General features: G+C 38.1%; 17 protein-coding genes. 12 read left to right on the top strand and 5 right to left on the bottom strand.

Annotated elements, in window-relative coordinates; genetic code table 11:
* Window positions 1-11 precede the first annotated feature (11 nt).
* The 12 genes from FS608_RS17385 to arsC all read left to right on the top strand — a co-directional run bounded on the left by FS608_RS17385 (window position 12) and on the right by arsC (window position 12,009).
* On the top strand, window positions 12-551 hold the full coding sequence (locus tag FS608_RS17385; RefSeq protein WP_144553282.1) for a cob(I)yrinic acid a,c-diamide adenosyltransferase: 540 nt from the start codon (window positions 12-14) through the stop codon (window positions 549-551).
* Window positions 552-645: 94 nt separating this feature from the next.
* The gene (locus FS608_RS17380; protein WP_144553280.1) at window positions 646-1,485 is read left to right on the top strand and encodes a methyltransferase domain-containing protein; all 840 of its coding nucleotides are present in this window, start codon (window positions 646-648) and stop codon (window positions 1,483-1,485) included.
* Window positions 1,486-1,586: 101 nt separating this feature from the next.
* Entirely contained in the window at window positions 1,587-2,786 is a 1,200-nt protein-coding gene (locus FS608_RS17375; protein WP_144553278.1) for a CbiX/SirB N-terminal domain-containing protein, read from the top strand.
* 97 nt (window positions 2,787-2,883) lie between these two features.
* Window positions 2,884-4,401, top strand: coding sequence for a cobyric acid synthase (locus FS608_RS17370; protein WP_144553275.1), 1,518 nt, complete (start codon window positions 2,884-2,886; stop codon window positions 4,399-4,401).
* Between the two features lie 64 nt (window positions 4,402-4,465).
* Entirely contained in the window at window positions 4,466-5,356 is an 891-nt protein-coding gene (locus FS608_RS17365; RefSeq protein WP_144553273.1) for a GHMP family kinase ATP-binding protein, read from the top strand.
* 217 nt (window positions 5,357-5,573) lie between these two features.
* Complete coding sequence (locus tag FS608_RS17360; RefSeq protein WP_144553271.1) at window positions 5,574-6,374, top strand: HoxN/HupN/NixA family nickel/cobalt transporter; 801 nt, start codon at window positions 5,574-5,576, stop codon at window positions 6,372-6,374.
* Between the two features lie 259 nt (window positions 6,375-6,633).
* Window positions 6,634-9,234 carry a phosphoenolpyruvate synthase gene (ppsA, locus tag FS608_RS17355; RefSeq protein ID WP_144553269.1) on the top strand — a complete coding sequence of 867 codons (2,601 nt, stop codon included), beginning with the start codon at window positions 6,634-6,636 and terminating at the stop codon, window positions 9,232-9,234.
* 37 nt (window positions 9,235-9,271) lie between these two features.
* Window positions 9,272-9,748 carry a hypothetical protein gene (locus FS608_RS31340; protein WP_260871726.1) on the top strand — a complete coding sequence of 159 codons (477 nt, stop codon included), beginning with the start codon at window positions 9,272-9,274 and terminating at the stop codon, window positions 9,746-9,748.
* A 184-nt stretch (window positions 9,749-9,932) separates the two neighbouring features.
* On the top strand, window positions 9,933-10,433 hold the full coding sequence (locus FS608_RS17345) for an arsinothricin resistance N-acetyltransferase ArsN1 family A (protein ID WP_144553266.1): 501 nt from the start codon (window positions 9,933-9,935) through the stop codon (window positions 10,431-10,433).
* Window positions 10,434-10,557: 124 nt separating this feature from the next.
* Window positions 10,558-10,905: an ArsR/SmtB family transcription factor gene (locus FS608_RS17340; RefSeq protein WP_144553264.1), complete on the top strand. Its 348-nt coding sequence runs from the start codon at window positions 10,558-10,560 to the stop codon at window positions 10,903-10,905.
* Window positions 10,906-10,934: 29 nt separating this feature from the next.
* Entirely contained in the window at window positions 10,935-11,576 is a 642-nt protein-coding gene (locus FS608_RS17335; protein ID WP_144553262.1) for an MIP/aquaporin family protein, read from the top strand.
* Between the two features lie 13 nt (window positions 11,577-11,589).
* Window positions 11,590-12,009 carry an arsenate reductase (thioredoxin) gene (arsC, locus tag FS608_RS17330; RefSeq protein WP_144553260.1) on the top strand — a complete coding sequence of 140 codons (420 nt, stop codon included), beginning with the start codon at window positions 11,590-11,592 and terminating at the stop codon, window positions 12,007-12,009.
* Between the two features lie 419 nt (window positions 12,010-12,428).
* Here arsC and FS608_RS17325 read toward each other — a convergent pair whose 3' ends face one another.
* The 5 genes from FS608_RS17325 to FS608_RS17305 form a co-directional block, all read right to left on the bottom strand.
* On the bottom strand, window positions 12,429-12,629 hold the full coding sequence (locus FS608_RS17325; RefSeq protein ID WP_144553258.1) for a hypothetical protein: 201 nt from the start codon (window positions 12,627-12,629) through the stop codon (window positions 12,429-12,431).
* A gap of 150 nt (window positions 12,630-12,779) precedes the next feature.
* Window positions 12,780-13,178, bottom strand: coding sequence for an ArsI/CadI family heavy metal resistance metalloenzyme (locus tag FS608_RS17320; protein WP_144553256.1), 399 nt, complete (start codon window positions 13,176-13,178; stop codon window positions 12,780-12,782).
* 315 nt (window positions 13,179-13,493) lie between these two features.
* Window positions 13,494-13,787, bottom strand: a complete 294-nt coding sequence (locus FS608_RS17315; RefSeq protein ID WP_144553496.1) for an ArsR/SmtB family transcription factor — start codon at window positions 13,785-13,787, stop codon at window positions 13,494-13,496.
* Between the two features lie 228 nt (window positions 13,788-14,015).
* Window positions 14,016-14,414: a YkvA family protein gene (locus tag FS608_RS17310; RefSeq protein WP_144553254.1), complete on the bottom strand. Its 399-nt coding sequence runs from the start codon at window positions 14,412-14,414 to the stop codon at window positions 14,016-14,018.
* A gap of 159 nt (window positions 14,415-14,573) precedes the next feature.
* Window positions 14,574-14,807 carry a hypothetical protein gene (locus tag FS608_RS17305; RefSeq protein WP_144553252.1) on the bottom strand — a complete coding sequence of 78 codons (234 nt, stop codon included), beginning with the start codon at window positions 14,805-14,807 and terminating at the stop codon, window positions 14,574-14,576.
* Window positions 14,808-14,863 lie beyond the last annotated feature (56 nt).

Genomic DNA, 14,863 nt, shown 5'->3' with positions numbered 1-14,863 from the left:
GAGGCTTGTACATGGTTCGACAGGGGATGCTGTTAGTTTATACAGGAGAAGGCAAAGGAAAAACAACTGCTTCACTTGGTGTGGCATTACGTGCAATTGGCCGCGGCATGAAGGTGAAATACTTTCAATTTATTAAATCACCTGAACGCACATATGGTGAACAAATTGCCCTGCGAAAACTTGGTGTTGAAACAGTGCAATTAGGAATCGGTTTTACATGGACGAAAACACCGGAGGAGCATCGTGATGCACTTGCGAAAGCCTGGGAGACTGTAAAAGAAGAGCTAAATGATGAAACAACAGATGTTTTAGTACTGGATGAGCTGAATAATGCGTTAGCCATCACACGATTTCCAATCGATGATGTATTGCCATTTCAAGAGGTGTTAACGGCCATACAAAACCGTCCTAAAACGATGCACCTTGTCATCACAGGCCGTTCTGCACATCCATCGCTACTCGCTTTAGCTGATTTAGTGTCAACGATTGATGCCACAAAACATTATTATGCGGAACAGGATGTTAAAGCGATGAAGGGGCTTGAGTTTTAAGCACTCAGTACGCCATGGGTAAATCACAAACTGGCAACCAATTCACCAGAAAAGGGTTTTCCAGTTTTGTTGTCGAGATTGAGGAGAAAATTCAATGATAAAAGAATCCCCTTTACAATTTGATTTTGAAAAGTTGTGGAAAGAAGGCATGTTAGACTGGCATGGCAAGATGCCAGAACGAATGATCGATGATGAGCTAGAAGAAGCATTTTGGGCTCAGTCCATGAAGAAAAAAACATACATGCAAACAGATGACTATGCAAAAAAAATCTACGAAAAAATGAAACAGCATATCCCCAAAAATTCATCTTGTATTGAAATGGGGCCGGGATGGGGCAACTATACCTTCCAACTCCGTCAGGATGTCAAAAGTTTAACGTTAGTGGATGGTTCTGAAAGTGTGCTGGCGTATTTACAACAATACTTTGAAAACGATGCAAATGTTCAGTTCGTTCATAGTAAATGGGAAGAAACGCAAATTAAGCAGCATGATGTTGTGATTGGGGTGAACTGCTTTTATCGTATGTATGAAATGAATGCGGTGCTGAAAAAAATGAACAGGCTTGCCAAAAAGCGAGCCATCATTGGCGTAACAACAGGACCTATTCAGCCGCATTACGTTATTTTAGATGAGCAGTTTGGCTATGACATTAAATATCCTCGCCGTGATTATATTACCATCGTCAATATGCTGTATCAGTTAGGAATTTATGCAAATTGTGAAATGCTGAAGCTGGAGCGTGAGTATCGTTATGATACATTGCAGCAATTATATGAAGCACAAAGCAAAAAAATCTTATCACCCCGGTTTGATATGGCACATGTGAAAGCATCACTCGAACGTTATATTGCTTTGGAGGATGGCCAGTATGTGTACCGTCATCCATTCTATGCAGCGATCATTAGTTGGGAGCCTCGGGTGTTACATGACTAAGTTTCGTTTTGCATTACTATTATGGACTTTTATAGGGGGCGCTGTTGTTATACAAAGAGACATAGGGGGTACAAGGTGATAGAAGAGGGGGAGGTCACTTTATGACAACATGGAATTTAACGCAAATGCAGCGTCACATACTCATTTGCAATGGGGCAACCTGTATGGGAGCAGGAGCTGAAGAGGTCACGCAGCAAATTCGTGATGAGATCCGTAAAAACCGTTTGGATGAGCATATTCATACATCGCGTACACGCTGTAACGGCCGCTGTAAAGATAAATGCGTTGTAATTGATTACCCAAAAGGGACATGGTATTCGGTTCAACATGAAGAAACTGCTCGTGATATTGTTCATGAAGCAGTTGAACAAGATGCGATTATTTATTCAATGGAGCACGGTGTGCGAAAACGGAGCGAAGACCGCATAAAAGGAATTGAAAAATACAGAAAAGGTAATGGACCGATGAAAAAAGCTGTATTATTTGTTGGACATGGCAGCAGGCTGGAGGCAGGGAATAAAGAGGTTCGCGAATTTGTCGGGCAAATGACAGAATACATAGATCCAGCCCTTTTAGTTGAAACATGTTTTTTAGAATTTGCATCACCAACTATTGAAGATGGGATTCAGTTGTGTGTTGAAAAAGGTGCGGATGAAATCCATGTCATTCCCATCATTTTATTACATGCAGGACACTCTAAACTGCACATTCCTGCAGAAATTGAACATGCTAAAGAGCATTTCCCAGATGTTCAATTTACCTACGGCCAAACGATAGGTATTCATGAAGAAGTCTTTGAAATTTTAAAAACAAGACTGACTGAAGCAGGTTTTGATGTGAATCAAAAGCATGAGGATACGGCCATTTTATTAATTGGTCGAGGCGGCAGCGATCCATATGCTAATGGTGATTTTTATAAAATCAGCAGATTATTGTGGGAGAAATTAAATGTATCTATCGTTGAAAGTGCCTTTATGGGGGTAACGACGCCAACTGTGCAGGATGGAATGGAACGCTGTATTAAATTAGGTGCAAAAAAAATCATCATGCTGCCGTATTTTTTATTTACGGGTATTTTAATGAAAAGAATGAATAATATGGCCGAACAGTTTAAAGAGTCTTATCCGCATGTATCAATTGATATTGCTGGGTATTTTGGCTATCATCCAAAGTTAAGAACGGTACTTTTAGAACGTATGAATCAGGCCATAAATGGTACTTCGACTGGAATGCAAGATTTAGAAAATTTCCGTAAATATGCGGAAGAACATGGGTATGAACATCATCATCACCATAATTAGAGGTTAGACAACTGCTATTGTTATACTCATTTTGATTTTGGCTCGTGCCCTGGGCTGGTCGAAAAGTAAATCAAGAAATGTTAGGAGTTCAAAGAAAATGGCGAAAGCTCTTAAACTGATGTTTCAAGGGACCAATTCTGATGTCGGCAAAAGTGTCGTCGTGACGGCCTTTTGCCGTATATTCGCCCAGGACGGATATAAAACGGTACCTTTTAAATCACAAAATATGGCGTTAAACTCTTATATAACAGTTGACGGAAAAGAGATAGGAAGAGCACAGGGGGTCCAGGCCGAAGCGGCAGGGATTCAGGCGACAACTGATATGAATCCGATACTGATTAAGCCGAATCGGGCTAACCAATCCCAAATTGTGGTCCATGGAAAACCGTATAAAAATATGGAAGCTAGTGTGTACCGCAAGGAATTCTTCCAAACGGGTCTTGAGCTTATTAAAGAGTCGCTGGCTGTTCTGTCAGAAAAGTATGAACGGATTGTTATTGAAGGGGCAGGGAGTCCTGCCGAGATTAATTTGAATGACAGGGAAATGGTCAATATGCGGGTCGCAAGAATGGCTGGCGCGCCAGTGATATTGATTGGGGATATCGAAAAAGGCGGAGTTTTTGCCAGTTTAGTAGGAACCCTCCAGCTCATGGACTCTAATGACCGTGACCGTGTCATCGGCGTCATCATCAATAAATTCCGCGGTGATATCCGGCTCCTCGAATCAGGATTAACATGGTTTGAGGAATATACAGGAAAACCGGTTCTGGGAGTGATTCCTTATTTGGAGAATTTAAACATCGATGCCGAGGATTCCGTGATATTAAATCAATATACATCGGCACGAAATACCGATAAAGAACTGGATATTGCGGTGATTCAGTATCCGAAGATCTCCAATTTCACCGATGTCGATCCTTTTTTTGCCGAACCTGATTGCCATGTCCGGTTTATAACAAGAGCAGATCAATTACACAGCCCTGATTTAGTGATTCTCCCTGGAAGTAAGAATACGATCGAGGATTTGCTGTTTTTAAGAAAAAGCGGTATCGCCGAGAAAATCGTGGAATTGCAGCAAAAGCACGAATCCGTTCTATTTGGGATCTGCGGCGGCTACCAAATGCTCGGTGAAAAAATCGAGGATCCATTTGCCATTGAGTCACTTCACCAAGAAATCGAAGGTCTCCGTTTACTGCCCATCATGACGACCATTTCAAAAGACAAGACGACCGTGTTATCGAACGGACTCTTACATCTTAACGGCAAACATTTCAACGTGTCAGGTTATGAAATCCATATGGGAGTTACGGGGACAACCCGAGAATCTCGGGGACTAATTGATACACAAGGACGATCAGATGGATGTAAAACCGCAGATGAAAGAATCATTGGTACTTACTTTCATGGGATTTTTCATAATGATGAATTTCGTAAGGAACTGCTGAATCAGATTCGCAAAGGAAAAGGATTGGAGCCGATTCATCAGCGTGTATCCTTCAACCAATTGCGTGAAGAAGCATTTGATTTGTTAGCAGATCATGTAAGGTCGCACGTAAAGCTTGATTTGATTGATCAAAAAATGAAGGAATTTCCAAGAAGGGGGATTACCCAATGAAGGGTGCCCAAACAGTTATCAATTCTTTGTTGATTGTACGGTAGTTGAAATAGGAGCTTTCACAATGAAAATAGGTAAGGGAAGTTGTAATGGAACATTTGGAGAACTTGTTCAAGGAATAATAGACGAACGGCCTTTTTTAATAACTTTTCCAATTCAAAGTTTGAGAAGTGAGGCAAGCTTTATCCCAGATCCAACTTCACCAGAATTAACAGGTGTGAATTCAAAGGTGAAAGCAATTAAAGCTGGAAAATTGTTATTAAATCAGTTTGGTTTGAATGGTGGCGGTAAACTTGATATTCGGTCAAATATTCCAACGGGCAAAGGGATGGCGAGTAGTTCTGCAGATATTGTAGCATCTATGAAAGCAATTGCTCATAGTTACTCTCTCCCCCTAACGCAAGATATCATTTCTGCAATAGCCGCTAAGATTGAGCCAACAGATGGTGTTATGTATGAAGATGTTGTGGCTTATGATTATATACACGGTGATCTTATTGAAAGATTAGGAATTTTACCGCCCTTCATCCTAGTTGGGATAGACCTCGGAGGAGCCGTAAATACAATTGAATTTAATCAATTTACAAAAGCATATGATCGGTATGATCAACATCTATTTTCAGAAGCATATCATTGGGTCAGAGAAGGGTTCAATAAAAACGAGTTTTCTCTAATCTCTAAGGCAACAACGATTAGTGCACGTGTGAATCAAAAAATATTAAGAAAACCTTATTTTTTTGAAATGGAAAAATTAGCTCATGCATTTCAAGGTGGAATTGTTGTTGCTCACAGTGGAACAGTGGTGGGAATTTTAATAGACAAAAATAGACCGAATAGCAACGAGATTGTTTTCCAATTATCAAAGCATTTGTCACTTCTTTTCAAGAACCTGAAAAAAACCCCTTTTTATTATTCCAATGTTGAAAATGTCAAAAATATCAATTCTATTGATTAAAGTAATTGATAGATTGTGAAGATTCAAAAGCCAGGAGACCTACCTAGGTTGTAACACCAAAACAGCCTTCGTGGAAAGGAGAGAGGTGTACGAAGAAGGAACGACAATTGTATTCTGCCAGTTTGTCGTCTTTTTGCACGTACCTATAAATCCTCAATATGTCAAAGGTTGAGGATTTTTTATGTTGTATTTTGTTTATAAAAGGAGGAATATTTAAATGGAAACTGTATCACTGTTTTTACTTGTTTTTGTATTGGGACTTCGACATGGGTTAGATGCGGATCATCTGGCCTTTATTGATGGACAAACCCGTTATAACTGGAGAATGGGAAGTAAATTTGCACCTTGGGTTGGTACGTTATTTTCATTTGGTCATGGAGGAATCGTAGCGGTGATGGCTGGGATTTTGGGAATGGTGATAAAGAATTTTTCATTCCCAGCTTATTTTGATAATTTTGCATCATGGGTATCGATTATTTCTTTATTCCTCATTGGCACATTAAATACTTACAATCTGTTACGCACTAAAAATAAAAATGAAGAATTTCAACTAAGTGGATTAAAGGGAAAGTTTATTCCAAAAGTTGCGAAGGGAACTACCAATCCCTTTATTATCATTTTAGTAGGGGCTTTGTTTGCCTTAGCTGCCGAGACGGTAAGTCAAACAGCTGTCTGGTCCATGGCTGCAAGTAACACAGGTAAATACACACCTTTATTTTTAGGATTAGTTTTTATGTTTGGCATGATGATTACAGATACAATTGATTCCATGATTGTATATAAAATGGTGAACCAGTCCAGCCAAATCGGTCAAGCTGCTTCAAGACTAATGGGTTGGATGATTGTCTTCTTATCATACGGAGTTTCCTTCTATCTGGCATTTACTTTCTTTAACCCTTGGGCAGAACTAGATTTCGAAATCGTGGGAATCATTCTTTTCATTTTCTTAGTCGCTTCATTTATCTTTATAAGCCTTCGTTCTAAGAGACAACATCATGAAATAAATTCTACGAATTAATTAAAAAAGCTCTGACAATTTTATTGTGTCAGAGCTCTTTTTTTATCTAAAATATACGTCATTTTTAGTTTTGATTTCGGTTTTGACGGGTGAATAACAAAGAAGAGTGAAACAGGCATCAATTTTCATAAAAATCCTCGAATTTTTTTGTACTCCTCCTATATTAATTATACCATATTAAAAATGGTCGATATAGACTGTTTATTCTCATTTAGCACTGGTAAAATCAAAGAACATTAATGGTTAGGAGAGATGTAGGATGAGTTCTTTGGCTCTCGGTTTTCAGGAATTGGATAAAACGCAGCTTATGCTGGTTGGTGGAAAAGGGTTGAATTTAGGGGAATTATCAAAAATTCACGGAATACATGTACCAGAAGGATTTGCCGTTACAACCGTGGGATTTCAAAAAGCCATTGAACATAACGAAACGTTTCAAGAATTGTTGTATCAACTAACCGTGCTAAAAGTAGAAGACCGGGATCAAATTGGAGATATCAGCAGGAAGATTCGGCAAATGATTATGGAAGCTGAAATTCCTTCTGATGTGGAGACATCAGTTGTTAACTATCTCTCCATGTATGGAGATGAACAGGCTTATGCCGTGCGTTCAAGTGCGACCGCTGAAGATTTGCCACATGCCTCTTTTGCTGGTCAACAAGACACTTACTTGAATATCATCGGAAAAGAAGACATCTTGGAGCATATCAGAAAATGTTGGGCCTCTCTATTTACGGATCGCGCAGTAATCTACCGTATCCAAAATGGATTTGACCACAGACAAGTTTTTTTATCAGTTATCGTCCAAAGAATGGTTTTCCCACAGGCTTCAGGGATTTTATTTACAGCTGATCCGATTAGTGGAAACCGCAAGCTGCTATCAATCGATGCCAGTTTCGGACTTGGAGAGGCGCTGGTCTCTGGCTTGGTATCTGCCGATTGTTACAAAGTAAAGGAAGATCAAATCGTCGATAAGAGGATAGCAACAAAAAAGTTGGCTATTTATGGACTAAAAGAGGGCGGAACAGAGACACAGCAGATCGAACCTGATCAGCAAAAGACGCAAACACTTACTGAGGAACAAATTTTGCAATTAGCACGGATCGGAAGACAGATTGAAGCGCATTTTGGATGCCCACAAGATATCGAGTGGTGTTTAGATGATGATACATTTTATATTGTCCAGAGCCGGCCAATCACTACGATTTTCCCGATCCCTGAAGCAAACGATCAGGAAAATCACGTGTATATCTCTGTCGGTCATCAACAAATGATGACCGACCCAATCAAGCCATTGGGATTGTCTTTTTTCCTATTAACAACTAATGCACCGATGCGTAAAGCTGGTGGAAGGTTGTTTGTTGATATATCACATCAACTTGCTTCACCTGTCAGCAGGAACATGTTATTAAATATGATGGGACAACACGATCCACTCATGAAAGACGCAATTATGAACATTGTTGAGCGTGGAGATTTTATAAAAATATTACCAAATGATAATGAAGCACCGAGGCCCATGAGAGGCAATACGGATATGCAGGCACAATTCGAAAACAATCCCTCTATCGTTTCTGATTTGATTAAGAAAAATCAAACATCGATAGAAGAGCTAAAACAAAACATCCAAACGAAATCAGGATCAGATTTATTTGATTTTATTCTAGAAGATATAAAGGAATTAAAGAAGATTTTATTTGACCCACAAAGTACAGCGACATTTATGGCTGCTATGAATGCTTCAACATGGATCAATGAAAAAATGAACGAGTGGTTAGATGAAAAAAACGCAGCAGACACGCTTTCACAATCTGTACCAAATAATATCACTTCGGAAATGGGTCTGACGCTATTGGATGTTGCTGATGTGATTCGTCCTTATCCAGAAGTAATTGATTATTTACAGCATGTAAAAGATGAAAACTTTTTGGATGAACTGGATCAGTTTGAAGGAGGAAGGAAAACCCGAGACGCTTTCAATGCTTTTCTCAACAAATATGGAATGAGATGTGCCGGTGAAATTGATATGACGAGAACACGTTGGAGTGAAAAACCAAGTATACTTGTCCCCATGATCGTTGGTAACATCAAAAACTTTGAGCCCAATGCTGGCAAGCGGAAATTCGAGCAAGGGCTGCGTGTTGCTTTGGAAAAGGAAAAAGAGTTATTAGACCGATTGAAACAATTACCGGATGGTGAACAAAAGGCGAAAGAAACAAAACGAATGATTGACCGAATCCGGAATTTCATCGGCTATCGTGAATATCCAAAATACGGCATGATTAATCGCTACTTCGTTTATAAGCAGGCATTACTGAAGGAAGCTGAACAACTCGTGAAAGCGAGCGTTATTCATGAAAAAGAAGATATCTATTATCTCACATTTGAAGAATTCCGCGAGGCCGTACGTACAAATAAACTGGATTACGAGATCATTAACAAACAGAAAGACGATTACAAATTATATGAAAAACTGACTACCCCACGTGTGATCACATCGGATGGTGAAACACTCTCAGGTGCGTACAAACGAGAAAATCTCCCAGCCGAAGCGATTGTAGGTCTGCCTGTTTCTGCCGGAGTGATCGAGGGACGGGCGCGTGTCATCTTAAATATAGAAGATGCGGATCTAGAAGATGGAGATATATTAGTCACCTCCTATACAGACCCTAGCTGGACACCATTGTTTGTATCCATAAAAGGTCTTGTCACCGAAGTGGGTGGACTGATGACCCATGGAGCAGTAATCGCACGTGAATATGGGTTACCAGCCGTTGTCGGAGTAGAAAATGCTACGAAACTGATAAAAGACGGGCAACGAATTCGAGTGCATGGGACAGATGGGTATATCGAAATAGTGTAATTGTTATAAATTAAACTTTTCAAAGGTGTTGTATTTTTTGGAACAAGTTCGAAAGTACAGAATATCAGTTTTATTAATATTTGTTTTTATAGTTGCTGGGATATTATTAGGAATATTGTGCATCTTGGCTTTTAGTGCTGCCCCGATTGTGTCGATTATGTTGTTCACTTGTTCTATTTTCACGATCGGATCTTCGATTTACCTTTGGCGGAAAAGAAATGAAGGCAAAGAATTTTTTTGGGATGATGAGGGAATTGTTGTCGATTTAAAAGGAAATAAGGTTTATTGGGATGAAATTGAAGACATTCAGTTTTTTAAAAGTAGTACATCCAGTTTTTCAAAGGCTACTGTCATTTATCCTCACTATACAAATCACGAAAAAATAAGAATTCGCCATAAGAAATGGATGCCCAAAACTGCACATTCAATAGATTGGATATTAATTGAAAAACCAAAGGAATATCACAAAAACTTGATGCATGCTTGGGAAGAAAAAAATAATTTGCCAAAATAAAGTCAAAATTTATTCATTTCTTCTCCAACAAAAGGGTGCAAGATTTGCAAATCAAGCTGTCATAATGGCAGCTTTTTTTATTGCACGGGGTGAATAGTTTAACAAGGATTATGATACTATTTACAGAATATAAAAAATGTCGAAATCAATAATGTGACAAGTTTTTAAAGGAGAGGAACTACCAGTGAATAACAAGCTTATTATAAGGAATGCCGAGGAATCAGATATCTTGGTCATTTTAGAAATTTTCAATCAGGGGATTGAAGATCGAATCGCCACACTAGAGGAGGAAAAAAAGGACTATCACTATATAAAAGAATGGTTTGAGGTGCATCAGGGGCGATATAAGATATTGGTGGCTGAACAAGATGGAAATGTTACGGGTTGGGCTTCTTTAAATCCTTACAGTAACCGCTGTGCATATAACGGGGTTGCCGATTTATCCATTTATATTTCAAGAGATCAGAGAGGAAAAGGATTGGGCAAAAAGCTGCTCTCTGAAATTGAAACACTGGCAAAAGATAATCATTTCCACAAAATTGTCCTATTCACTTTTCCCTTTAATCAACTTGGTCAGGGATTATACAGGAAAATGGGATACCGTGAGGTGGGAGTATTTCAAAACCAAGGGAAGTTGGACGGCGATTTTGTTGATGTTATGGCAATGGAAAAATTGTTAAGATAACCTATTTTTGGTTATCTCTTTTTTTACAATAACTTTACATAATATAACTTGAAGATTAGGTACTCTTGATATACGATACATAAGTAAATAGCTATATGTTAATGTGTGTGGGGGAAACAAAAACATGTTAAATTTATCAATCGAGTTAGAACGGGTTGCGAATGGTTTAAAGTTATTAGGAGATAAAACACGGCTGACCATGGTAGCGATGTTAAAACACAGAGATTGCTGTGTGTGTGAATTTCAAGAAGTGTTTGATATGAGCCAGCCTTCCATTAGCCAACATCTGCGGAAATTAAAGGATTTAGGAATCGTTAAAGAGGAGCGCAGAGGTCAATGGATTTATTATTCCTTGAATTCACACAGTGATTTTTACGGACTTATCGAAAATATTTTAGAGCATGTACCAGTTCAGACAGAAAAAATAAAACAGATTGAAACAAGCAAACCTACGCTTCGTTGTGGTAGTTAGTAATTGAATCTTCAAGGGGAAATAACAGAATGAAAAAAAAGTTAATCAGCGAATTTTTAGGAACCTATTTTCTTATATTTGCTGGAACCGGTGCTGTTGTAATAGATAATCTTACAAATAGTTTAACGCATGTAGGTGTCGCCCTTACATTTGGGCTTGTTGTTATGGCATTAATTTTTACGTTTGGTCACCTCTCTGGTGCCCATTTTAATCCTGCGGTTACGATTGGATTTTTAATTCACGGAGATATAAGTAAGAAAGAAGCACTTTATTATATCATTATTCAAATCGTTGCAGGCATTGCAGCCAGCGCAACCTTGTTGTGTTTATTTGGAAATGTTGCAACACTTGGAACCACCTTACCAAGAGGTTCATGGGGACAATCGTTTATATTGGAATTTATTCTTACTTTTTTCTTGATGATGGTTATTTTTGGCTCTACGGTTCATGGAAAAGCGGTAAAATCCTTCGCAGGAATTGCAATCGGTGCTACGGTGGGATTAGAAGCAATGTTTGCAGGTCCAATTTGTGGTGCATCCATGAATCCTGCAAGGTCTATTGGCCCAGCAATTGTATCAGGTACCACTCAACATTTATGGATGTATATTGTCGCAACGATTTTAGGAGCAGGGTGTGCGGCAATTATTTATAAAATACTACATGAAAATTAAAGGAGTATACATCATGTCTAAAAAAACAATCTATTTCTTATGTACGGGTAACTCATGCAGAAGCCAAATGGCAGAGGGTTGGGCAAAAAAGCATTTAGGTAGTGAGTGGGAAGTGAAAAGTGCTGGCATTGAGGCACATGGATTAAACCCCAATGCCGTAAAAGCGATGAAGGAAGCTGGTATTGATATTTCTAAACAAACATCCGATGTAATCGACCCTGAAATTCTAAACAATGCTGATCTGGTTGTTACGCTATGCGGACATGCAGCAGATCATTGCCCCGTAACTCCTCCACATGTAAAACGAGTGCACTGGGGATTTGATGACCCTGCAAAGGCAGAGGGAACTGAAAAAGAAAAATGGGCATTCTTCCAACGTGTCCGCGATGAAATCGGCAATCGCATTAAGTGTTTTGCTAAAACTGGTGAGTAGAGGATTTAATAGCTAGGAGATTTTTAACTCTCTTGACTTTAATTATCAAGCAATTTTATTACTTTATTATTAAGAAGTGGATTAAAATAAATAGGCAATGCAAGAGGAGGGAATCGACATGAAAATCACTGACGAAGCTCGTGATGAATTCAAAAAAATGCTAAAAGAGGAGAATGCTAAAAACATTCGCATCTTTTTTGATGGCTTTGGCTGAGGGCAGCCAAGGATTGGACTGGCTCTGGATGAGCCGGAAGCAGACGATTTTATCGTCACTATAAATGACATAAAAGTAGCAATCGACCCTATAATTGAACCGAACACGGAAGACCTTATCCTTGATCGCAGCGGAAATGGTCAAGGGATTTCAATGATCGGTAATACGGGAAGATGCTGTTAAAAAAAGACCTTTGTGGTCTTTTTTATTTTAATGCCAGTTCGTGATAAGCATCCAAAAAACGTTGATACGTCTGAAAACCGTATTCGTCAGTGTTGCAATGAAAAAATAGCTCCATGGCAATCTCTTTTGCCTGGTCTAAGGAACAATTTCTCGATATTGTAATTAGGTTTAGATAAGATAAAAAATACTCCTTCTTTAATGCACCTGCATGATTGACAGTCATAATCGTCCTCCTTATCTAAAAAGGATCTCAACCGTGGGTGAGACCCTTAGTAAAATGAAATTACCTCTAAGAACAGCAATTAGATATATTTTTATTTAAAGCAGTCGTAGAACAATACTCGACGCTTTCAAGATTGGCTTGAGGGACACATCATGTAGAAGCATTTTCATTGTTGATATCTACACTTGCTTTTGTGTAGAAAAACTCCCACTCATTTCCATCCGGGTCATGAATCCAGAATTTGTCTTGAAGAGCATAACAACAGGTTGTGTTTATTTCGTCGTATTGGGAAAGGATGCCGTTATCTGCAAGCCTGTTCTTATATGCGATAACTTCTTCTGTACTTTCTACTTGAAAACCGAAATGTCCCACCTGATTTCCACTTACTTCATCCTGAAGATTAAGGGTGAAATTCAATCCTGGTGTTTCAAGCAAGAACTTCGCATAATCAGGCTTTACCTTCACGGGTTCAGCCCCAAATAGTTTGCTGTAAAACTCGATTGATTTCTCTAGGTTTGTAACATTAAGACCAACATGTGCATACTTCATTTTGATTACCTCCAAATTGTTTTATTTAAAATAAATAGTGAGACTCCATACTTAGCACTCGCAAGCGCATCCGCAATTTTTCTGTACCACTATTAATTTCTCGCGACTACTCCATTTTCGAACTACTTTATCTAGGAATGATTCCTTCTGAGTGTCCTGGTATTTCCAAGCATTGTGGGCTTTTCTTTCCGTTTCCTCCTGGCGCAGTTTTATCATTTTATGGAATTCATATTCATTAAAAAACATCCTGAGTTCCTCCTTAATCAATTTATATTGATGTATTAATCAAAAAAAATTGATGTTTACCCGAAAAAATTAGCAGTGGGTTGGCTTGAAAATACAGCAAAGCTCATGAGACAATAAATTGTTTAATTCTTCCTGGTTCAGCTCGTAATAACTCCATGTTCCTTTTGTTTCTTTTTTGATTAGGTTGGCATCCAATAAAATCTTTAAATGGTAGGACAATTTTGATTGAGCCATATCTATCAAGGGAGATAAGTCACATACGCACATGCTGCCGTTTTTGGTTAAAAGATTCATGATCTGAAGTCTTTTTTTGTCTGCAAGCGCTTTAAACTTTTGTTCATATTGTTCGAACATTCGGTCCATCGATACGTCTTGAAGTTCGATGTTTAATTTCGATTCATCTTTCATATTCTCACCATCTTTTCTTTCATCAAATAATCTTGATGTATCTATAATATATCCAAAATTTTCTTGTGTCAATGTATTTATCAAAAAAAATTGATCCCGTTTTCTTACTGTCCTAACTGGCAGATTAATTAAAGAAGCGATATGCAAAGAAGCATATCCCTTCATGTTATTTACAAACTATTTTCAATGAAGTAAACCTAATAATAATTTACCAACCCAAAATGCAAGTAAAATCCAAATCATAATGAATAGTACAGCAACAAACCAGTTTTTTGGTTTACCTTTTTTCCTGATTTCTTCAGCCTTTTCTCTGTTTTCTTCAATTATGTAAGGTGGTATTAATTTTAGTGCCAGTGAAATGCCCAGTGGAACAATAATTAAGTCGTCGAGATAACCAATCACAGGAATGAAGTCAGGGATTAAATCGATCGGACTAAAAGCATAAGCAACTACACAAATAGCAACCAATTTAGCATACCAAGGTACTCTATGATCTTTATATGATAAATAAAGGACGAATAAATTTTGTTTTAGTTTTCTTGCGTAGTTTTTGATTTTTGTTAAAGTATTTTCTTGTTCCATCTAACTCCCCCTTGTTAGTAATGATTATAAGATAAAAAAGGAGGGAGTTGAATCCGTTTTGGGATTATTACTAGGTCTTATTTAAATCTAACTTGAAGTCACTTTTTTTATTATTATTAAGTAATCCCATCTGGCTGATAGATGGGATTTTACTTATTTTTATTTCTTTACAGGAGGATTGTTGATATCTACATGAAAAGGCAAAAGATTATCATCTTCATTTTGATAAAATTGTTCCTGAATTTTTTGATTTGCCATTTCTGTATCAGAAGTAGGCTCGGAAGACATCCTCTCACTATAATCATTAAAACTTTTACTCATAGCCTGATTTGCCTGCGTAGTAGCATTACTCGTTTCGCTTTCTTTTATCACATCGTTCCCTCGCTTATTCATTTTTTGTGCTCATACTATCTCTTATTAATTTTGTTGTTTATAAACAATTGATACAT

This window comes from Bacillus sp. X1(2014) (assembly GCF_007678255.1).
The sequence above is the reverse complement of the archived record's forward strand: the minus strand, read 5'-3'. Positions and strand labels throughout refer to the sequence as shown.

Bases quoted from the DNA above. Each gene is read 5' to 3' on its own strand.
- FS608_RS17385 (WP_144553282.1), top strand. From the start codon at position 12: ATGGTTCGACAGGGGATGCTGTTAGTTTATACAGGAGAAGGCAAAGGA.
- FS608_RS17380 (WP_144553280.1), top strand. From the start codon at position 646: ATGATAAAAGAATCCCCTTTACAATTTGATTTTGAAAAGTTGTGGAAA.
- FS608_RS17375 (WP_144553278.1), top strand. From the start codon at position 1,587: ATGACAACATGGAATTTAACGCAAATGCAGCGTCACATACTCATTTGC.
- FS608_RS17370 (WP_144553275.1), top strand. From the start codon at position 2,884: ATGGCGAAAGCTCTTAAACTGATGTTTCAAGGGACCAATTCTGATGTC.
- FS608_RS17365 (WP_144553273.1), top strand. From the start codon at position 4,466: ATGAAAATAGGTAAGGGAAGTTGTAATGGAACATTTGGAGAACTTGTT.
- FS608_RS17360 (WP_144553271.1), top strand. From the start codon at position 5,574: ATGGAAACTGTATCACTGTTTTTACTTGTTTTTGTATTGGGACTTCGA.
- ppsA (WP_144553269.1), top strand. From the start codon at position 6,634: ATGAGTTCTTTGGCTCTCGGTTTTCAGGAATTGGATAAAACGCAGCTT.
- FS608_RS17340 (WP_144553264.1), top strand. From the start codon at position 10,558: ATGTTAAATTTATCAATCGAGTTAGAACGGGTTGCGAATGGTTTAAAG.
- FS608_RS17335 (WP_144553262.1), top strand. From the start codon at position 10,935: ATGAAAAAAAAGTTAATCAGCGAATTTTTAGGAACCTATTTTCTTATA.
- arsC (WP_144553260.1), top strand. From the start codon at position 11,590: ATGTCTAAAAAAACAATCTATTTCTTATGTACGGGTAACTCATGCAGA.
- FS608_RS17325 (WP_144553258.1), bottom strand. From the start codon at position 12,629: ATGACTGTCAATCATGCAGGTGCATTAAAGAAGGAGTATTTTTTATCT.
- FS608_RS17320 (WP_144553256.1), bottom strand. From the start codon at position 13,178: ATGAAGTATGCACATGTTGGTCTTAATGTTACAAACCTAGAGAAATCA.
- FS608_RS17315 (WP_144553496.1), bottom strand. From the start codon at position 13,787: ATGGACCGAATGTTCGAACAATATGAACAAAAGTTTAAAGCGCTTGCA.
- FS608_RS17310 (WP_144553254.1), bottom strand. From the start codon at position 14,414: ATGGAACAAGAAAATACTTTAACAAAAATCAAAAACTACGCAAGAAAA.
- FS608_RS17305 (WP_144553252.1), bottom strand. From the start codon at position 14,807: ATGAATAAGCGAGGGAACGATGTGATAAAAGAAAGCGAAACGAGTAAT.